16 protein-coding genes and 1 pseudogene are annotated in these 20,015 nt (G+C 71.9%); 10 read left to right on the forward strand and 7 right to left on the reverse strand.

Annotated elements, in window-relative coordinates:
- The first annotated feature begins 342 nt into the window (after positions 1-342).
- The 5 genes from AB0F88_RS35195 (at position 343) to AB0F88_RS35215 (ending at position 8,956) form a co-directional block, all read left to right on the forward strand.
- Entirely contained in the window at positions 343-690 is a 348-nt protein-coding gene (locus tag AB0F88_RS35195) for a hypothetical protein (protein WP_362694390.1), read from the forward strand.
- A 266-nt stretch (positions 691-956) separates the two neighbouring features.
- Positions 957-3,383 carry an FAD-dependent oxidoreductase gene (locus tag AB0F88_RS35200; protein WP_362694393.1) on the forward strand — a complete coding sequence of 809 codons (2,427 nt, stop codon included), beginning with the start codon at positions 957-959 and terminating at the stop codon, positions 3,381-3,383.
- Positions 3,384-3,485: 102 nt separating this feature from the next.
- Entirely contained in the window at positions 3,486-4,706 is a 1,221-nt protein-coding gene (locus AB0F88_RS35205; protein WP_362694396.1) for a sarcosine oxidase subunit beta family protein, read from the forward strand.
- Positions 4,707-4,719: 13 nt separating this feature from the next.
- Positions 4,720-4,998, forward strand: coding sequence for a sarcosine oxidase subunit delta (locus AB0F88_RS35210; protein WP_362694399.1), 279 nt, complete (start codon positions 4,720-4,722; stop codon positions 4,996-4,998).
- Positions 4,999-5,224: 226 nt separating this feature from the next.
- Complete coding sequence (locus tag AB0F88_RS35215; protein WP_362694402.1) at positions 5,225-8,956, forward strand: sarcosine oxidase subunit gamma family protein; 3,732 nt, start codon at positions 5,225-5,227, stop codon at positions 8,954-8,956.
- 24 nt (positions 8,957-8,980) lie between these two features.
- On the opposite strand, the gene AB0F88_RS35220 is transcribed toward AB0F88_RS35215, so the two are convergent.
- Both AB0F88_RS35220 and AB0F88_RS35225 read right to left on the reverse strand, forming a co-directional pair.
- A complete protein-coding gene (locus AB0F88_RS35220; RefSeq protein WP_362694405.1) occupies positions 8,981-9,322 on the reverse strand; it encodes a VOC family protein in 342 nt (113 codons plus the stop codon).
- Between the two features lie 109 nt (positions 9,323-9,431).
- Positions 9,432-10,226, reverse strand: coding sequence for a trypsin-like serine protease (locus AB0F88_RS35225; protein WP_362694408.1), 795 nt, complete (start codon positions 10,224-10,226; stop codon positions 9,432-9,434).
- 249 nt (positions 10,227-10,475) lie between these two features.
- On the opposite strand from AB0F88_RS35225, the gene AB0F88_RS35230 reads away from it, so the two are divergent.
- The 3 genes from AB0F88_RS35230 (at position 10,476) to AB0F88_RS35240 (ending at position 12,766) form a co-directional block, all read left to right on the forward strand.
- Positions 10,476-10,961, forward strand: coding sequence for a MarR family transcriptional regulator (locus AB0F88_RS35230; protein ID WP_362694411.1), 486 nt, complete (start codon positions 10,476-10,478; stop codon positions 10,959-10,961).
- A 300-nt stretch (positions 10,962-11,261) separates the two neighbouring features.
- On the forward strand, positions 11,262-11,948 hold the full coding sequence (locus tag AB0F88_RS35235) for a nitroreductase (protein ID WP_362694415.1): 687 nt from the start codon (positions 11,262-11,264) through the stop codon (positions 11,946-11,948).
- 254 nt (positions 11,949-12,202) lie between these two features.
- Entirely contained in the window at positions 12,203-12,766 is a 564-nt protein-coding gene (locus AB0F88_RS35240) for an NADPH-dependent FMN reductase (RefSeq protein WP_362694418.1), read from the forward strand.
- Between the two features lie 154 nt (positions 12,767-12,920).
- Here the strand turns inward: AB0F88_RS35240 and AB0F88_RS35245 are convergent, their stop codons facing one another.
- The 4 genes and pseudogenes from AB0F88_RS35245 to AB0F88_RS35260 form a co-directional block, all read right to left on the reverse strand.
- The gene (locus AB0F88_RS35245) at positions 12,921-13,685 is read right to left on the reverse strand and encodes a methyltransferase domain-containing protein (RefSeq protein WP_362694421.1); all 765 of its coding nucleotides are present in this window, start codon (positions 13,683-13,685) and stop codon (positions 12,921-12,923) included.
- A gap of 59 nt (positions 13,686-13,744) precedes the next feature.
- On the reverse strand, positions 13,745-14,596 hold the full coding sequence (locus AB0F88_RS35250; RefSeq protein ID WP_362694424.1) for an MFS transporter: 852 nt from the start codon (positions 14,594-14,596) through the stop codon (positions 13,745-13,747).
- A 31-nt stretch (positions 14,597-14,627) separates the two neighbouring features.
- Entirely contained in the window at positions 14,628-15,203 is a 576-nt protein-coding gene (locus tag AB0F88_RS35255) for a TetR family transcriptional regulator (RefSeq protein ID WP_362694427.1), read from the reverse strand.
- Positions 15,200-15,421 (reverse strand): annotated as a pseudogene (locus AB0F88_RS35260) (DapH/DapD/GlmU-related protein); the annotation flags it as partial. The pseudogene AB0F88_RS35260 and the gene AB0F88_RS35255, both read right to left, overlap by 4 nt.
- Before the next feature lie 203 nt (positions 15,422-15,624).
- Here AB0F88_RS35260 and AB0F88_RS35265 point away from each other — a divergent pair.
- The gene (locus AB0F88_RS35265) at positions 15,625-16,965 is read left to right on the forward strand and encodes a hypothetical protein (RefSeq protein ID WP_362694430.1); all 1,341 of its coding nucleotides are present in this window, start codon (positions 15,625-15,627) and stop codon (positions 16,963-16,965) included.
- Positions 16,966-17,194: 229 nt separating this feature from the next.
- Entirely contained in the window at positions 17,195-19,285 is a 2,091-nt protein-coding gene (ligA, locus tag AB0F88_RS35270) for an NAD-dependent DNA ligase LigA (RefSeq protein WP_362694433.1), read from the forward strand.
- Positions 19,286-19,556: 271 nt separating this feature from the next.
- Here ligA and AB0F88_RS35275 read toward each other — a convergent pair whose 3' ends face one another.
- Positions 19,557-20,009, reverse strand: coding sequence for a helix-turn-helix domain-containing protein (locus tag AB0F88_RS35275; protein ID WP_362694436.1), 453 nt, complete (start codon positions 20,007-20,009; stop codon positions 19,557-19,559).
- Between the last annotated feature and the right edge of the window lie 6 nt (positions 20,010-20,015).

A 20,015-nucleotide genomic window follows, 5' to 3' on the forward strand; every position in this document is an offset into this window, starting at 1 on the left:
AACCGGGTCGTCTGTCGCGACGTGTCATGGCATCGTGGGGACATGAGCGCGGACCCCCGCCGGTTCTCCGATCGCGGCGACCCCCGGCAGTACCTGCGTACGACCCGGGTCCTGGTGCGCTGCCCGCGCTGTGCGGATTGCGCCGTGGTCAGTGGCGGTCGTGTGACCTGCCTGTCCTGTGGATACGCCAAAGAGGCGCCCGGAGGCGGCTGGTCGGGCCGGATCGCGGTTCACGCCGGCGGACGATGTGGCGGCTGCGGCCGTGACGTCCACCGCCGCGGCTCACGATCGAGTGGCCCGCCACCGTCGTCGATGCCGGTGAGATGTCCCGGCTGCCGGACGGTGACCAGCCTCCCCTCGCGCTGGTGGCCCGAGAGCCGGTCGGACGCGACCTGCTACGCCGGACTCGATCTGTGGCTGCAGACGCCGTGCGGAAATCACGTGCTGTGGGCCTATGACGCCGAGCATCTGGATTTCCTGGAGCGATATGTCCGCGCGTTCATCCGTGAGCGCGAACCCAACCGCAACGCGAGCCTGGCCAGCCGGCTTCCCGCCTGGGTGAAGAACGCCAAGAACCGTGACCTGGTTCTTGCCCGCTGCGCCACCCTCCGTGCCCGCCTGTACGAGGCGTCCCGCCACACGTCGGACGTCGGTCGGCATCGGGTCACCGACGGTGACCTCATGCGTTGAACCATCCCATCCATGACGAGCGTGGCCGTAAATTCCGATCATGTCTCTTGAGTGGCTTGTCGCCGGTAACGGCTGATCCGGGCCCGGGCCTGGTGGCGCCGCCGACAGCAGGGCCGGCCCGGCCCGTCTGCCAGGCACGGTGGACTGACCACCGGCCGTCCCTCCGCGAACGGCCGTCGGCCCGTCCTTGACAGTGTTGTCTACGGGAGGACAATCTGTTGCGGGAAGCGCACTTCGTTTCGGACTGCGCAACGACGGAGGTGGGTATGACGGGCCGACGCGTCGTGATCATCGGAGCCGGGGTCGTCGGGGCGGCCCTGGCCGACGAGCTCTCGGCCAGGGGCCGGGATGACATCACCGTCGTCGACCAGGGCGCCGTGCCCGCCACCGGGGGGTCGTCCTCCCACGCGCCGGGCCTGGTGTTCCAGACCAACCCGTCCAAGACCATGGCGGAGCTGGCCCGCTACACCGTCGAGAAGCTCGTCGACCTCGGCTGCTTCCTCCAGGTGGGCGGCCTGGAGGTGGCCACCACGCCCGAGCGGCTCGCCGAGCTGCACCGCCGCCACGGCTGGGCGACCTCCTGGGGGATCGAGGCGCGCCTGCTCACCCCCGAGGAGTGCGTGAAGCGCCACTCCCTGCTCGATCGGGGCAGGGTGCTCGGAGGACTGTTCGTCCCCACCGACGGCCTGGCGAAGGCCGTGCGCGCCGTCGAGGTCCAGCTGGCGCGCGCCCGGGAGCGGGGCGTCCGCGTCCTCGACCGGCACGAGGTGCTGGACATCCGCGTCGAGGACGACCGGGTCGCGGCCGTCGTCACCGACCGGGGCGAGATCCCGGCCGACCTCGTCGTCTGCTGCGCCGGGATCTGGGGCCCCAAGATCGCGGCCATGGTCGGCATGGCACTGCCGCTCACCCCCCTCGCCCACCAGCTCGCCTGGACCGGCCCGGTCCCCGCGCTCGCCGGGCAGGCCGAGGAGGCCGTCCGGCCGATCCTGCGCCACCAGGACGCCGACCTGTACTACCGGGAGCGGTTCGACCGGCTCGGCATCGGCTACTACGGCCACCGCCCGATGCCGATCACCGCCGAGGAGATCCTCCCGATCGCCGACGCCGAGGTGATGCCCTCGGTGCTGCCGTTCACCGGCGACGACTTCGCCCCCGCCTGGGCCGAGACGAAGGCGCTGCTGCCCGCCACCGGGGAGGCCGGGCTCGAACCGGGGATCAACGGCCTGTTCTCCTTCACCACCGACAACATGCCGCTGCTCGGGCCGTCGCGCGACGTGCGGGGCTTCTGGGTGGCCGAGGCCGTGTGGGTTACCCACTCGGCGGGGGTGGGCCGCGCGATGGCCGAGTGGCTGGCCGACGGCCACTGCTCGTCCTTCGACCTGCACGAGTGCGACGTCAACCGGTTCGAGGCCCACCAGCTCGCCCCCGAGTACGTCCGCACCCGCGACTGCCAGAACTTCGTCGAGGTCTACGACATCATCCACCCGCTCCAACCGGCCGAGAACCTGCGCCCGCTGCGCACCAGCCCCTTCCACGCCCGCCAGCGCGAGCTGGACGCGTACTTCCTGGAGGCCACCGGCTGGGAGCGTCCCCAGTGGTACGGCGCCAACGCGCCCCTGCTCGACGGCCGCGACATCCCCCGTCCCAACGACTGGGCCGCCCGCCACTGGTCGCCGATCGTCGGCGCCGAGGCCCAGGCCTCGCGCGAGACCGTGGCCCTGTACGACATGAGCGCGCTCAAGCGGATCGAGGTCGCGGGCCGGGGGGCCGCCGCCTTCCTCCAGCGGGTCTCCACCGGAGACGTCGACAAGTCCGTCGGCTCGGTCACGTACTGCCTGCTGCTCGACCACGACGGCGGCGTCCGCAGCGACATCACGGTGGCCCGGCTGGGGCGCGACCTGTTCCAGGTCGGCGCCAACGGCAACCTCGACCTCGACTGGCTGCACCGCCACCTGCCCGCCGACGGGTCGGTCACCGTCACCGACATCACGCCGGGAACCTGCTGCGTCGGCGTCTGGGGCCCCCGGGCCCGCGAGGTCGTGGCCCCGCTCGCCGGTCCCGGCTTCGGGCCGGGCGGTTTCCGCTACTTCCGCGGCGCCCGCGCGTACGTCGGCACCGTGCCCGTCACCGCGCTGCGGCTCTCCTACATCGGGGAGCTGGGCTGGGAGCTCTACACGACGGCCGACATGGGCGCGAAGCTGTGGGACACCCTCTGGGAGGCGGGACAGGAGCACGGGATCATCGCGGGAGGCCGCGGCGCCTTCAACAGCCTGCGGCTGGAGAAGGGCTACCGGTCCTTCGGCACCGACATGACCTACGAGCACGACCCGTACGAGGCGGGCCTCGGGTTCGCCGTGCGCAAGGCGGACAGGGGCGACTTCATCGGCCGCGCGGCCCTGGCCGAGCGCGGCGCGGCCCCCCGGCGCAGGCTGACCTGTCTCACCGTCGACGACCCCGCCGCCGTGGTCATGGGCAAGGAGCCGGTGTACGACGGCGCGTCACCCGTCGGATACGTCACCAGCGCCGCCTACGGCTACACGATAGGCAAGGGCATCGCCTACGCCTGGCTGCCCGCCGGGCTGTCCGTGCCGGGCAGGGAACTGCACATCGGCTACTTCGACCGGCGGGTGGCCGCCGTCGTCGCGGAGGAGCCGCTGTACGACCCGGCGATGGAGCGCCTGCGTGGCTAGCGGGCCGACAGGACGGAAGGAGACGCCGATGCGCCCCGTGATGCCGGGACCCGCGACGGTCGCGACCCCGGAGTTCGCCGGCGGGATCGAGAGGGGACGACGATGAGCACCGAGGCGCTGCCCGAGCACCCCGATCGGCTGTGGAGCAGTCCCGAGCCGAAGGCCTCCTACGACGTGGTGATCGTCGGCGGCGGGGGCCACGGCCTGGCCACCGCCTACTACCTGGCCAAGAACCACGGGATCACCAACGTGGCCGTGCTGGAGAAGGGCTGGCTGGCGGGTGGCAACATGGCCCGCAACACCACCATCATCCGGTCCAACTACCTGTGGGACGAGAGCGCGGGCATCTACGAGCACTCGCTCAAGCTGTGGGAGGGGCTGGAGGAGGACCTCGGCTACCCGATCCTGTTCAGCCAGCGCGGCGTGCTCAACCTCGCGCACAGCCTGCAGGACGTCAGGGAGAGCGTTCGCCGGGTCAACGCCAACCGCCTCAACGGCGTCGACGCCGAATGGCTCGGCCCCGAGGAGGTGAAAGAGGTCTGCCCGATCGTCAATATCTCGCCCGACGCCCGCTACCCGGTCCTTGGCGCCACCTACCAGCCGCGCGCGGGAATCGCCAAGCACGACTACGTGGCCTGGGGGTTCGCCCGCGCCGCCGCGGCGATGGGCGTCGACCTGATCGAGCACTGCGAGGTCACCGGCGTCGACGTCGTGGACGGGCGGGTGCAGGCCGTACGCACCACCAGGGGCCGCATCGCCGCGGGCAGGGTCGCGATGTGCGCGGCCGGGCACTCCTCGGTCGTCGGCCGGATGGCGGGGGTGGAGCTGCCGGTGCAGAGCCATCCGCTGCAGGCCCTGGTCTCGGAGCTGCTGGAGCCCGTACACCCCACGGTGGTCATGTCCAACGCCGTGCACGTCTACGTCAGCCAGGCCCACAAGGGCGAGCTGGTCATGGGGGCGGGCATCGACGCGTACAACTCCTACCGGCAGCGCGGCGCGTTCCACATCATCGAGCGGCAGATGGCGGCGGCGCTGGAGCTGTTCCCCGTCTTCGCGCGGGCCCACGTGCTGCGTACCTGGGGCGGGGTGGTCGACGTCACCCCCGACGCCTCGCCCGTCGTCGGGCTCACCCCCGTCGACCGTCTGTACGTCAACTGCGGCTGGGGGACCGGCGGCTTCAAGGCCACCCCGGGCGTCGGATGGTGCTACGCGCACACCATCGCCCACGGCGAGCCGCACCCCCTCAACGCCGCCTTCACCCTCGAACGATTCACCACCGGCGCGCTCGTGGACGAGCACGGCGCCGCCGCGGTGGCCCACTGAAGGAGCCCGACCGATGCTGCTGATCCCCTGTCCGTGGTGCGGTCCACGGGACGAGGCCGAGTTCCACTACGGCGGGCAGGCCCACGTCGCCTACCCCGGCGACCCCGCCGCGCTCTCCGACGAGGAGTGGGCCCGGTATCTGTTCTTCCGCGACAACCCGAAGGGGCCGTTCGCCGAGCGCTGGCAGCACGCGGCCGGATGCCGCCGCTGGTTCAACGCGGTCCGCGACACCGCCACCAACGAGTTCCACGCCGTCTACCGCGCGGGCGAGCCAAGGCCGGTGGGCGCGTGAACCGCCTGGCGACCGGCGCGGCGGACCACCCGCCGCTCCCGGGCGAGGCGAACGTCCGGGCCACCGGCGGCGCGGGCGTTCCGGCCATCGGTGAGGGAACGGTGCGCCGGGCAGGTGTTCCGGCCATCGGTGAGCGAACGGTGCGCCGGGCAGGTGTTCCGGCCATCGGTGAGCGAACGGTGCGCCGGGCAGGCGTTCCGGCCGCCGGTGAGGGAACGGTGCGCCGGTGAGCGGGCAGCCGTTCCGCCGGGCGGGCCGTCGCGGGGAGGTGCTGCCTTTCCGGTTCGACGGCCGCGACTACGAGGGGTACCGGGGCGACACGCTCGCCGCCGCGCTGCTCGCCAACGGTGTCCGCACGGTCGCGACGAGCGTCGCGCTGGGCCGCCCCCGCGGGATCTTCGCCGCCTGGACCGAGGAGCCCAACGCCGTCGTCCAGATCGAGCACCCCTTCCCCGAGCCGATGCTCCAGGCCACCGTCGTCGAGCTGTACGCGGGGCTGGTGGCCACCGGCCTGCCGGGCAGGGGCAGGCTCGCCGCCGGGCCCGACCCGGCGCGCTACGACGGCGTGTACGCGCACTGCGACGTCCTGGTGGTCGGCGCGGGCCCGGCGGGTCTGGCGGCGGCGACCGTGGCGGCCGGGTCGGGCGCCCGGGTGATCCTCGCCGACGACCGGCCCTCGCCCGGCGGCAGCCTGCCCGACACCGGCGAGAGCGTCGACGGCGTCCCGGGCACGGCGTGGGCCGCCACCGCGCTGGCCGCGCTGGAGAGCCACCCGGAGACGCGGGTGCTCACCCGTACCAGCGTGTTCGGCCACTACGACGACAACTACCTGGTCGCCGTGGAGCGCAGGGGAGAGGACGCCTCCTCCCGCGAGCGTGTCTGGCGCATCCGGGCCCGCCGCGTCGTCCTCGCCACGGGCGCGCACGAGCGCTCGATCGCCTTCGCGGGCAACGACCTGCCGGGCGTCATGCTCGCCGGCTCGGCACGCGCGTACGTGAACCGGTACGGGGTCCTGCCCGGCCGCCGCGCGGTGGTGTTCACCACCGGGGACGGCGCCTACGCCGCGGCCCGCGACCTGGCCGCCGCGGGCGTCGAGATCGCCGCCGTCGTGGACACGCGCGCCGCCGGCGACCCGGGGCGGGACGGTCTGGGTGACCCGGGTGGCCTGGGTGACGCCGAGGTGCTCACCGGGCACTTCGTCACCCGCGCGAACGGCGAGCACGGCGTCACCTCCGTGACCGTCTCGGAGAGGCCCGTCGCGGACGGCGGGCCTTCCGGGGTGATCGGTTCCGGGGCGGCTCATTCCGGGCCGGACGCTTTCGGGGCGGTTCCTTCCGGCGGGCGTGAGATCGAGGCCGACCTGCTGCTCGTCTCTGGCGGCTGGAACCCCGCCGTTCACCTGTTCAGCCAGGCCGGGGGGACGCTCCGCTACGACGAGGTGCTCGGCTCCTTCGTCCCCGGGAGCACCCGCCAGGCCGTCGAGGTCGCCGGGGCCGCCCGAGGGCTCCGTACCCTGGCCGCCTGCCTGGAGGACGGCGCCGCCGCCGGGACGCGGGCCGTCGAGGCGGCCGGTCTCCGGCCCTCTTCCGCCTCCGGCGCGTCCGTCCGGAAAGCGGGGGAGACCCCGCGGGCAGGGGAGGCGTCACCGGGCGCGGAAACTCCGCGGGCAGGGGAGGCGTCACCGGACACGGAGATCCCGCAAGCCGGGGAAGCGCGGGAGCCGGGAACGGCCTCGCCCGGCGGAGAGCCTTCCGGGACCACCCCCGCCGAGCACGTGTGGCTCGTTCCCGCCGACGACTACCGGACCCACTTCGTCGACCTGCAGCGCGACGTCACCGTCGCCGACGTGATGCGCGCCACCGGGGCCGGGCTCCGCTCGGTCGAGCACGTCAAGCGCTACACCACCGCCGGGACCGGGCACGACCAGGGCAAGACCTCCGGCGTGCTCACCGGCGGCGTCGTCGCCCACGCCCTCGGCGTGGACGTCTCGGAGCTCGGCACCACCACCTTCCGCGCGCCCTATGTGCCGGTCTCCTTCGCGACCCTCGCCGGGCGCGACAGGGGGGCGCTGCACGACCCCGTCCGGGTCACCGCGCTGCACGGGTGGCACGCGGCGTACGGAGCGCCGTTCGAGAACGTCGGCCAGTGGAAGCGGCCCTGGTACTACCCCCGCGAGGGCGAGGACATGGAGGCCGCCGTCCTGCGCGAGTGCCGGGCCGTGCGGGAGGCCGCCGGGGCCATGGACGCCTCCACGCTCGGCAAGATCGACATTCAGGGGCCGGACGCCGCGGAGCTGCTCGACCGGCTCTACACCAACATGATGAGCACCCTGAAGGTCGGCTCGATCCGCTACGGCGTGATGTGCCGCCCCGACGGCATGGTCTTCGACGACGGCACGGTGATCCGCCTGGCCGAGGACCGTTTCCTGGTGACCACCACCACCGGCAACGCCGCCGCCGTCCTCGACTGGATGGAGGAGTGGCTGCAGACCGAGTGGCCCTCGCTGCGGGTCCACTGCACCTCGGTCACCGAGCAGTGGGCGACGGTCGCGCTCGCCGGGCCGCGTTCCCGAGAGGTGCTGGCCGGACTCGCCCCCGGCCTGGCCGTGGACAACGCGAGCTTCCCGTTCATGACGTGGCGCGACACCCGGGTGGCGGGCCTCGACGCGCGGGTGTGCCGGATCAGCTTCTCCGGTGAGCTGGCGTACGAGATCAACGTCAGCGCCTGGGACGGGCTCGCCCTGTGGGAGGCCGTCCAGGCGACCGGCGCGGTCACCCCGTACGGGACCGAGACCATGCACGTGCTGCGGGCCGAGAAGGGCTACCCCATCGTGGGCCAGGACACCGACGGCACGGTCACTCCCGCCGACCTCGGCATGGAATGGGTGGTGTCCAAGAAGAAGACCGACTTCCTCGGGAAACGTTCCTTCGCCCGCGCCGACACCGCCAGGCCCGACCGCAAGCACCTGGTCGGCCTGCTGCCGCTCGACCCGGACGTCCTGCTGCCCGAGGGCTCCCACCTGGTGGCCGCCGACCGGCTGCCCGAGCCGCCGGTCCCCATGCTCGGCCACGTCACCTCCAGCTACCGCAGCGCCGCGCTCGGCAGGACCTTCGCCCTCGCCCTCGTCAGCGGCGGGCGCGAACGCGTCGGCGAGCGGTTGTACGTACCCGTCGGAGGGGAACCGCTGCCCGTCACCGTCACCCACCACGTCCTCTACGACCCTGAGGGAGCGCGCCGCGACGGCCCACCGGCCGGGACGAGAACGGGCCCGCCGCACGGAACGGAACCGTCCGCGACGGAGCTCTCCGGGAGGGCGGGGCTCTCCGGCGCGAAGCCGCGGGGAGCGCAGTCGCGGGGAACGGAGCCGTCCGGGCGGCCGAGCCCGCCGACCCGGCTGGAACCGGTGTCGAGCCCGGGCCTCCGCATCGCGGAACTGCCCTTCCTCACCCAGATCGACCTGCGGGTGGAGCCCGGGAGCGACACAGCGGCCGACATCGCCCTCGCCCTCGGCGTACCGCTCCCCACCGAACCCGGCACCTTCGCGAGCACCGGCACCGATGCGCCACCGTCGGGTACGGCCGCGGACGACACCCGGGTGCTGTGGCTCGGCCCCGACGAGTGGCTGGTCGTCGGGCCCGCGGGCGGCACCGGCCTGGAGGGCCGCCTGCGAGCCGCCGCCGGGACCGGTCACGCCGCCGTCACCGACGTCTCCGCCCAGCGCACCGTACTACTCGTGACCGGCCCGAGGGCGCGCGACCTGCTCTCCCACGGCTGCGCCCTCGACCTGCACCCCCGCGCGTTCGGCCCCGGCCGCTGCGCACAGACCATGCTCGCCCGCGCCCAGGTCGTCATCGCCGCCCGCGAGGACGGCGGGTTCCACATCCTCGTACGCTCGTCCTTCGCGGATTACCTCGTGGCCTGGCTCCTCGACGCGGCGGAGGAGTATCTGGGCAGGTGAGGTGATCGCCCGGAGCCCGGGCGGTCACAGCGGGGCGCCGCCGAATCCGATCTCGTTCCCGTCGGGGTCGCGGTAGGTGACCTTGCGCACGCCGTTGGAGTAGGTCTCCCGCTTCGCGGGATCGAGTCCCCGCTCGGCGACCTGCGCGACGAGCGCGTCGAGGTCGTCGACGAAGACCGTGTGCATGGCGTGGCCGGCGTGCTCGGGCAACTGCTCGATGAACACGGACCGGTGTTCCGCGAGCTCCCACACGGCCTCGGTCTCGCTCGCGACGAACGTCGGCGGGGAGCCCAGCAGCCGTTCGTACCACTTCAGGGCCACCGTGTAGTCGGTGACCGGGATTCCCGCGTACAGGTCGAGGGCCATAGCGTGATCATATGGACTTCGTCCGGTTCCCGTGGTCTCACGGATCGGTCGGGGCGATCACCCGTTCGGGGACGTGCCGGGACGGGGATCCGCCGGAGTGATCACCCGTTCAGGGAAGCGTGACGAACTTCTTGAGGAAGGACCGGGCCTGGGGGGTGTCCAGGCGATAGTCGTAGTTGGTCAGCCTGCACGCGTCGTCGTCCCCGCTGATGGTCGTGGCCACGAGCAGGTCCGAGGTGGGTCCTCCCAGGAAGTTCGGGCCGCCCGAGTCGCCGAAGCAGGTGCTGCCGTCGCCCTTGGAGGAGAGCGACAGCTTGAGCCACCTGCGGGTGAGGTCCTTGAAGGAGATGGACGTCTGGTGGCGGGTGTCGGTGTAGGTCAGCCGCACCTTTTGCTTCCCCCTGGCGGAGACGTGCTTGCCCTTGGCCGAGGACTTGACCGAGACCATGGCGCCGTACCCGACCGGGGTGAATCGCGTTATTTTCAGGGCGTTGGCGGCTTCGAGGCGGTCGAGCAGACCTTCGGCGGGCAGTCTGGCGGGCTTGATGTCCGGGACGGCCGTGTCGAAGATGACGACGGCCATGTCGTGAAGATCGGACTTGTCCTTGTACCGCGAGTCGATGACGTAGCGACCGGTGTAGATCTTGTCCCCGTGCCGGTAGCGACTGGAGAAGGAGACCCGGGCGGTCTTCTGCCCCTTTCCCGCGCAGTGGGCGGCGGTGAGGAAGACGGTCGGCGAGATGAGGGTGCCGGTGCAGTAGGACCAGGTGCCGTCATCGTTCGGCTTGTCGCCGATGACGGCTCCCACCTGCGGGTGAGCGGTCAGGTCGGGTGATCCGTTGGTGATGGCCCAGGCGGGGGAGACCGGGAACGCGGCGGTCGCGGCGAGGGCAACGGGAATCATGACAAAGGGGATAAAACGCACGCAGGAACTGTAACCACCCGAGGGTTACATTTGATACAGAGTGCGGAAAGATCTACTCGCCGCTTGCCGAGCCGTTTGCCGAGCCGCCGGGCACGGTGTGCCGCCGGGCGGGGTGTGATGCCATCGCGGGCCGCTGATCGAGGCGGCGGGGGTGGAACTCGCCGCCGAGCCGTATTTAATCTCAAACGATACCGTTTCAAATGAAAAGGTGGCCGGTAGCATGCCTTCATGACCACCGACGTTCCTCGCGGAACCACCGCCTCGCGTGCGACCGACCGCCCCGGGGATACCTCGCCCTTCGCTCTCGGTCTGCTGCTGCGCAAGGCGCACTGGCGCGTGGCCGCGGTGATGGCGGAGGCGCTTCGGCCGCTCGGCATCGAGTTGCGGCATTTCGCCGTGCTGATCGTGCTGATCGATCGCGGGTCCACGGTGCAGCGGGACCTGGCCATGGCGACAGGGTCGGACAAGGCGGGCATCATGCGGATCGTGGACGACCTTGAGCGTAAGGGGCTGGCCGTGCGGAAGCCCGTTCCGGGGGACCGGCGGGCGCGGGCGGTGGAGATCACGCCTCAGGGCGTCGAGCTTTTCGACGCGGCCCATGTGGCGGCGGAGCCGCTGGTCGAGCGTCTGGTCGCCGAACTCGGGCCCGGCGAGCCCGAGCGGCTGAAGGATCTGCTGACCCGGCTGGCCTACCCCGCGGGAGGCGAGGAGTAGGCGCGCCGGTCGCCCGCCGCGCGAGCGCGTCTCGTCTCGCGCGGCTCTCGCGGAGGACCCGGCGCCGAGGGCCGCGACGATCGCCGCTGCGCGCCACCCCGGCTCGGGCGGGGGCCGGTGGACGGCGGCCGTGTTCCGGTCGGCTCCCGTGTGGGCCTTCATCCTCACGATGTGAGTCGTCATCCTCACGATGCGCGAGGCTTGTATAGCCATTAAACAGTATCAAGTGATACCATCGCTAACAGTACCGTCGTTAACGCAACCAAACTGGTCGCGTTGGGCGGATGGGGGCAGATGATCATGGACGTCTACGAAGCGGTCAAAAGCCGGCGGGCGGTGCGCGCGTTCACCGACCGGCAGGTCCCGAGGGAGGTGCTGGAGCGCGTGCTGTCCGCCGCGGCCCGGTCGCCGTCCGGATCGAACCTCCAGCCGTGGCACGCCTACGTGCTGACCGGCGGGCCGCTGGCCGAGCTCAAGAAACGCGCCGGTCGGCGCCTGGCCGCGGGTGATCCCTGGGATGAGCGGGAGTACGAGATGTACCCGCCCGTGCTGAAGTCCCCGTACCGCGAGCGCCGGTTCGCCTTCGGTGAGGAGCGCTACGGCGAACTCCACATCTCGCGTGAGGACTGGGAGGCGCGCCAGCGGGCCGCCGCCGCGAACTGGGACTGTTTCGGCGCGCCCGCCGCCCTGTTCTGCTACATCGACCGCGACCTGGGCCTGCCCCAGTGGGCCGACACGGGCATGTATCTGCAGACCGTCATGCTGCTGCTCCGGGCCGAAGGGCTGCACAGTTGCCCGCAGATGGCGTGGTCGGTGTATCGCAAAACCGTCGCGGAGGTCCTGTCGCCCCCCGACGGGCTCATCCTCTTCTGCGGCGTGTCGATCGGGTTCGAGGACGCCACGGTGGGTTGCGCCCGTACGGGCCGGGCGCCACTCGACGAGACGGTCACGTTCGTCGAGGCCTGGCCCACCGGAGAAGGATCATGAACACCGAACGGGTCGTCATCACCGGAGCCGCCAGAGCTACCAGCGCTACCAGAGCCACCGGCGCTACCAGAACCACCGGAGCCGCCGGAGGCTTCGGAGCTCTCCCGGCCGGACTTCTCCGCGCGACGGAGACCCCGTCATCGCCGCCGATGCCGGCGACGAGGCGCTGAAGGCACCTCTTCCGACCCCGATCTCATCACCGGCCGGACCGTCGACGTCGACGGCGGCACGTTCACGCCCTGAGAGGAAACGCAATGACCTACACCGTCGGTTACATCGTCGGGAGCCTGTCCCAGAAGTCGATCAACAGGACGCTCGCCCTGGCCCTGAGCCGTCTCGCGCCGCCGGAACTGCGTCTCACGGAGATCCCCATCGGCGAGCTGCCCCTCTACAGCCACGACCACGACCTGGACTACCCCGTCGTCGCCCAGGAGTTCAAGGACGCGATCAAAGCCTCCGACGCCCTCCTGTTCGTCACCCCGGAGTACAACCGGTCCATCCCGGGCGCGCTGAAGAACGCCATCGACTGGGCGACCCGGCCCTACGGATCCAACGCGCTGAACGGCAAGCCGGCCGCGATCATCGGAGCCTCGCCCGGCCCGATCTCCACCGCGGTCGCGCAGCAGCACCTCAAGAGCATCCTGTCCTTCACCAACTGCCCGGTGCTGGGGCAGCCCGAGGCCTACATCCGGTTCACCGAGGGACTGATCGACGACGAGGGCGACATCCAGGTGCCGTCCATCGCCGAATTCCTGACCGGGTACATGCGCGCCTTCACGGCGCACATCCGGCGCCACCACGACATCCCGGATCTGTAACCCCCCTTGGGAGCGAGCCTTCACCATCACGGGGCGAGCGGATACGCGCCGCCCGGGTCTCGCGGTGGTGCGGCTCCGCGGCCCGGCTGCCCGAACCCGCCCAGGGAGTGTCTTCAAGGTCCCGTCTGCCCGCCCCTGCGTGGTGCACAGGTCCCTAGAGCATCCCGGGAGGGACGGGCTCCGCGGCATCGCGCCGCGCCACGAACACGAACTCCCTGCCCGGCCGGTCGGGTGCGTCGCGTACGTCCTCGACGACGAAGCCGTGCTCGTGCAGGTCCCGCTCGATCTCCGCACGTTCGCGGAAGCGAAGTGTCGATTCCGAGGTGAGTACGTCCCCGTCCGCAGCGAACACGTGCGTACCCCGGAAGCTCACCAGCGGCAGGCTCACGTCCGTCAGCTCGGCCCAGGTCTCGACGTGGCCGACGCCCGGAATGTCCGTCATGCGGTATGTGGTCTCGCGCGTCCACTCCGCCCACTCCTCCCACACGCGCTGCGCCGGATCGCGCGTCTCGAAGACAAGCCGCCCGCCGGGCCGCAGCGCCTCGTACGCGCCGCGCAGCGTCCTACGCCATGCCTGCGGGTCGGCGATCGCCTGGGCGACGTTCCCGGTCATCGTCACCAGGTCGATCTGCATGGGCGGCAGGTCCCCCGCGTCGCCGTCGAGCCAGCGCACCCGCTCCGCGCCCGGCTTGCCACGCGCGACGTCGACGGACGCCCGCGCGGGATCGATCCCGGTGACCGTGATCCCGCGCTCGGCGAGCAGCAGCGCGAACACGCCCGTACCGCACCCGATGTCCAGCACGGACCGCGCGCCGAACTCCTCCGCCATCGCGAGATACGCGTCGAGATCGCTGCGGTCCGGATCGAGCGGGTCGTAGATGGCGGCGAGGCGCGGATGCCCGAAAGTTGCGTCAACCATGGAGACGAACGTACGTGGCCCCGAGCCCGCGCGGCCACCGTCACTCCGCATCGGATGGTTCATGACGACGAATCACCCGAGGCCATACCGGCGGTGGCGGCGTCGGCGTACAGGTCACCGCTGAGGTAGATGGCGCCCCAGGACGCGCCGGCGTCCTCGACCAGCGCGCCGCAGGCGGCCAGCACCCCGAGCACGGCGAGCATCCGCACGGCCGGGCCGGCGAGCGAGCGGCGGCCTCCGCGGGCGGGCGAGGCCGCCTCGTGCCCGTCGGCGGCGAGGTCCCGGGCCTCCGCGAGGCGCTCGGCGTCTTCGGGGCCGGGCAGCAGGAACCGGTAGGCGACGACGGCGACGATGCCGAACAGCGTCGCGGAGACGGCCAGGTGAGGCGCGAGCGGGAGGTGGAGGCCGGCGGCGGCCGAGCCCATCAGCCCGCCCAGGACCGCGCCGACGCTCCACACGCCGTGCAGCGAATTGAGGATGGAGCGCCGGTAGATCCGCTGGACCCGCAGGCCGTGGGCGTTCTGCGCGACGTCGACCACCGCGTCGAGGGCGCCCACGACGAACAGCACGCCGCCGAAGGCGATCCAGTTCGGCGCGACGGCGATGACCAGCGTCGCGACGGTGGTCGCGACGATCCCGAACGCCGCCACGCGCGCGGAGCGGAAGCGGCGGATGACGGCGCCGGCGAGCAGCCCGGCCAGCAGCGCGCCGATCGGGTATCCGGTCAGCGCGATGCCGAAGACGGCGTTGCCGACACCGAGGTCGGCCTTGATCTGCGGGTAGCGCGGGACGACGTTGAAGAAGACGGCGCCGTTGGTGAGGAACAGCGCCGCGACGGCGGTACGGGCGAGGCGTGCCTGCCGGGTGGGCGCGGCGAGAGGGGCGGCGGCGGACATCGGCTTTCCGATCACATTTCCATGGGTGCGGGTGAGGGGGAGAGGGTCAGCGCAGGTACCGGTGGACGGCATGGCGGACCTGCTCGGGCGTCATCGGGTCGGTCGACAGGACGCTGTGCAGCACGAGCCCCTCGATGAGCGCGTCCAGCTCCCTGGCGGTCGTGGCGTCGAAGTGACGCTCCAGCGCCTGGCGGCTGCGCGCCATCCAGGCCTGGGTGACGGCCCTCAAGGCCGGGTTGCGCGCCGCGGCCACGTACAGCTCCATGGTGAGGACGAGGTCGTGCTGCGAGCCGAGCAGGTCGTCCGACACCAGCGTGATGACGGCCTCGACCGCCGCCGCCCGGTCCAGGGCGGCGCCCAGGCGCTCGTCGAAGACGCGGGCCACCGCGTCGGCGTGCCGGGTGAACGCCTCGGAGAGCACCTCCTCCAGTGACGTGAAGTGGTAGGTCATCGAGCCCAGCGGCACGTCCGCCACCCGGGCGATCTCCCGGTGCGTCGTCCCGGCGACACCTCGCTCGGTGATGACGGTGAGCGCGGCGTCGATCAGCCGGTCCCTCCGCCCGGGGTCGTGCCGCCGAGGCCGCCGCGGGACGGGCGATCGCGCGGGAGCGGGGCCGCTCACGCCGTGCCCGGCCCGATCGTGCGGATCACCCGGGCGGGACCGCCCACCGCGACGACGTTCGCCGGAAGGTCGCGGGTGACCACCGCGCCGGCGCCCACGACGGTGTTCTCCCCGATCGTGACCCCGGCCAGGACGATCGCCCCGCTGCCCAGCCACACGTTGTCGCCGATGGTGATCGGCCTGGCCGCCTCCCACTTCGCCCGGCGAAGCTCGGGATCAGGCGTCATGCGTACAAGCGTACATATGGAATGTACGTGTGTACATATCCACGGGACGCGACGGCGTGGACGTCGCGCCGTCGCGGATCCTGGCCGCCGAGGCGCGGTTTGACGCCGGCGGGGCGTTCCGGGATTCCGGTGAGCCGTGGCCGGGCCGCCGGATCCGGGTGATCGGCGCCGGTCCTTCACGGCATCCTTGAACGGTGCTTGAACTGAGGGCGTCGAAGTCGACGATCATCATGGCCCAACTCGGTGCGGTCTGGGCAGTGGGGGCGATCACGCTGCCACTGGTGTGGAGGTTCCTGCCGGTCGCCGCGACAGGGGGTGGGGAAAGCGGTGTCGTCCTCCTCGCCCTCCTGGGCACAGTGCTCGTCCTGGCCCACCTGACCGTAGTGATCACGGCCACCCGCAGGGCGTCGGCCCTCGGCGCGACGGTCGCCGGCCGGGTGCTCTGGGCGCTGCTTGTCCTGGGTGCGGGAACCGCCGGATGGGCGCTGGGCTGGGCGGCGACCGACGTCGCCGGGCTCGGGGTGAGTCGCAGCGGGCTGCTGTCGTCCCTTCTCGGAGGGATCCCGTTCGTCCTGGCGGCCGGGATGTCGCTGCGTGGACGGCTGCTCGGCCTTACCGCGCTGGGGCTGAGCGTGGTGCTGATCGGTGCCGGCGTGGTGGTGCTGCGCCAGGAGTCGCCGGACGAGTTCGAGGCACGGCTGGCGACCGCCGGCGTACGCAGGGAGACCACGTACGTGGTCGCCGTCCCCGGCTACCGGCCCAACGGCGGCCGCGACTACGGCCGCGGGCTGGGCGACGGCGGCTTCCTCCCCGGGAACCCGGACGCGATCCCGCCCGATCGGCACATCGCGATCGTCGCGTACGACCGGCTCATGGTGGGCGAGAAGATGTGCGGGCAGCCCACCGCCCTGGACTCCCGCCTGACATGGGGCTCCTGCACCGCCGAGCCGGGTGGCCTGGTGTACCGGAACAACGAGATCGTGCACGGCTACCAGGTGCCGGTCGGCCGCCGGTACGTGACGGTGGTGGGAACCCCGTCGGTCGACCATGACCTGCTGCGGGCCGCGGCGCTGAGCCTGCACCTGGCCACCGCCCGCGAACTGGGCGCCGGCCACGGGCAGACCGGCGACCACTACGCGGCGAAGATCCCCGGATACGCCGGGCAGCCGACCGGGATCCCTGCGGGCATGCTCTACCTGCCGTCGGACCGCACCGGCATCGGAGCGCAGAGCGTCGCGATCCACTTGTACGTGACCTACGAGGACGGGGAGGACGTATGCTTCCGCGCCGTTGAGTGCACACCGGACGGCGCCGGCCTCACGTACGTCCGCCACGAGGACACGCACGGGTACATGACGCGGCGCGGTGAGGTGAACGTGCAGGTGCTGGGCGGCCTGCGGGCCGGCGGGACGACACTGCGGCAGGCCACCCTGAACGCCCGCCCGGTCACCGAGGAGGAACTGCGCCGCGTCCTCCCTCCGCTGCAACCGCGTCACACCGTCGACCGCTTGCGCCGATGGCTGCGGACGTTCTGAACGTGCAGGGGCGCTTTGGGCTTCACCTGAGCCGGCACCCGGAGCCGGACGGCGTCCCCCTCGGCCCGCCCGGTCGGCAGCGCGGTGGAAGCCGGCCCGCTCCACAACGGCGGGGCCGGCAACCCGGTCCCCGCCGTTGTGGAGCGGGTCGAGACGGCCACAGGACAAGCAGGTCATACCCGCCGGACGGCCGGCCGGAATTGTCGGTGCCGTCAAGCATGATCGAACCATGACCGAGGAGCCCCCGATCGCTGTCCTGGCCGACGACACGGCTTACGCCGAAGCCGTCCAACTGGCCGTTGACTCCGCCGCCGCGTACTACGCCGACGGCACCTCCACGCTCGACGACGACGCCTACGACAGGCTCGCGCGCGGGATCCAGGCGTACGAGGAAGCCCACCCCGAGGCGGTGCTGGCGACCTCCCCTACGGGCAAGGTCGCCGGTGGCGCCGTGGTCGGCGACGTGCCGCACACCGTGCCGATGCTCAGCCTGGACAACGTCTTCGGCGCCCAGCAGCTGGCCGACTGGGCCGCCTCGGTTGAGCGCAGGCTCGGACGCCCGGTCGAGGCGTGGAGCGTCGAGCCCAAGCTCGACGGTCTGGCCATCTCGGCCCGCTATCGTCACGGCCGCCTGACGCAGCTCGTGACTCGCGGCGACGGCGTCGCCGGTGAGGACGTCTCCCACGCGATCGGCACCATCGTGGGACTGCCCGCGAAGCTGGCCGAGCCGGTCACGGTGGAGCTGCGCGGTGAGGTGATGATGACCACCTCGCAGTTCGAGGAGGCGTGCGCCAAGCGCCAGGCGCACGACGGCACCACGTTCGCCAACCCGCGCAGCGCCGCCGCCGGCACGCTGCGTGCCCAGGACCGGCCGTACGTGTGCGAGCTGACGTTCTTCGGCTACGGCGCGCTCTGCCACCCCGGCGACACCTCCGAGACGGCTGCGCGGCTGCGCGAGCTGCCGCACAGCGAGATCATGGCGTGGGTCGCCGCCCAGGGGGCGCGAACCCCCGCCGTCACCGACGTCGGCGGGATCGTCGCCACCACCCTGGAGCAGATCCAGGAGCGGGTCGAGCAGATCGCCGCCAAGCGGGCCGAGCTGCCGTTCGGCATCGACGGCATCGTGATCAAGTGCGATCTCGCCGCCGACCAGGCGCAGGCCGGCTTCAGCTCGCGCGCGCCCCGTTGGGCGATCGCCTACAAGCTGCCCGCCACCGAGAAGATCACCAAGCTGCTCCGCGTGGAGTGGAACGTCGGCCGCAGCGGCATCATCGCCCCGCGTGCCGTGCTGGAGCCGGTCGTGCTCGACGGCAGCACCGTCACCTACGCAACTTTGCACAACGCCTCCGACATCGGACGCCGGGGCCTGATGCTGGGCGATTCCGTGGTCGTCTACAAGGCCGGTGACGTGATTCCCCGGGTGGAGGCCCCGGTCGTGCACCTGCGCACCGGCGATGAGCGGCCGATCCCGATCCCGCAGGTCTGCCCGTTGTGCGGCGACGCGATCGACGCCTCCCAGGAGCGGTGGCGGTGCGTGCGCGGGCGCGCCTGCCGGGTGATCGCCTCCATCGGCTACGCCGCCGGCCGCGACCAGCTCGACATCGAGGGCCTGGCCGAGAACCGTATCCAGCAGATGCTGGACGCCGGGCTGATCGCCGACTTCGCTGACCTGTTCTTTCTGACCCGCGAGCAGGTGCTGGGCCTGGAGCGGATGGGCGAGACCAGTACCGACAACCTGCTCGCCGCCATAGAGAGGGCCAAGGCACAACCGCTCAGCAGGGTGTTCTGCGCGCTGGGCGTGCGCGGCACCGGCCGTTCCATGAGCCGCCGCATCGCCAGGCACTTCGGCAGCATGGACGCCATCCGCGCCGCCGACGCCGAGGCGATCGAGGCGGTGGAGGGCATTGGCCCGAAGAAGGCGCCGGGAGTGGTGGCGGAGCTGGTCGAACTCGCCGACCTCATCGAAAAACTGATCAAGGCCGGGGTCACCATGACCGAGCCGGGCTGGACACCACCCGCCGCCCCCGGCGCCGGCGCCGAGGCGAGCGGCGCGTCCGAGCTGCCGCTGGCCGGGATGTCCGTCGTGGTCACCGGGTCGATGAGCGGAGCACTGGAGGAACTCACCCGCAACCAGATGAACGAGCTGATCGAACGCGCCGGAGGCAAATCCTCCTCCAGCGTCTCGAAGAAGACCAGCCTGCTGGTCGCCGGGGAGAACGCGGGCTCCAAGCGCGCCAAGGCCGAGGCGCTCGGCGTACCGGTCGTCACCTCCGACGAATTCGCCGCCCGAGTCGCCACCTATCTGCAGCCGGACCTGTAGCCGGACCTGCAGCCGGATCTGTAGCCGGATCTGTAGCCGGACCTACGCGGCGGTCGCGTCCACACGAGGCGGCCACCGGTGCCGCGGTGGACGAGGCCCGCTGCCGGCACTGCCCATCCAGTGGCACTGCCCATCCAGTGGCACTGCCCATCCAGTGCGGTATCCGGGTGTCGAACTCCACGGCCTCGCCGACGCCGAGCCGGAACTCCCGCTCGCCGAGCAAGAACCTGACGTGCCCGTCGCGCCGACGGCGGCGACGGATGAGGGGCTCTCAGGGTGACGCCGTCCGGCTGACCGGGGTCATCTGCCGGGGGTCGATTCGTTCGCCGCAGCAGGGGCAGGTCAGGGCCGGGGCGATGATCTCGCCGCAGCTCCGGTGGCGCAGGGGGAGTGGCGGGCCGTCCTCGCCCGCCATCCAGCGGTCGCCCCAGCCGGCGATCGAGATGATCACCGGATAGAGGTCGAGGCCCTTGGCGGTCAGCCTGTACTCGTGCCGGAGCGGCCGCTCGCTGTAGGGGCGCCGCTCGAGGATCCCGTGCTCGACCAGGGTGCCCAGCCGGTCGGCCAGCAGATGCCGGGAGAGGCCGAGGTCGTTTCGGAAGTCATCGAAGCGCCGCACGCCCAGGAAGGCGTCGCGCAGCACGAGCATGGTCCAGCGGTCACCGATCACCGACAGGGTGCGGGCGACCGAGCAGTCGACGTCCCCGATGTCCTTCCAGCGCATGCCAGG

The sequence above is a fragment of the Streptosporangium sp. NPDC023963 genome (genome assembly GCF_040639135.1).
Taxonomy (GTDB): Bacteria; Actinomycetota; Actinomycetes; order Streptosporangiales; family Streptosporangiaceae; genus Streptosporangium.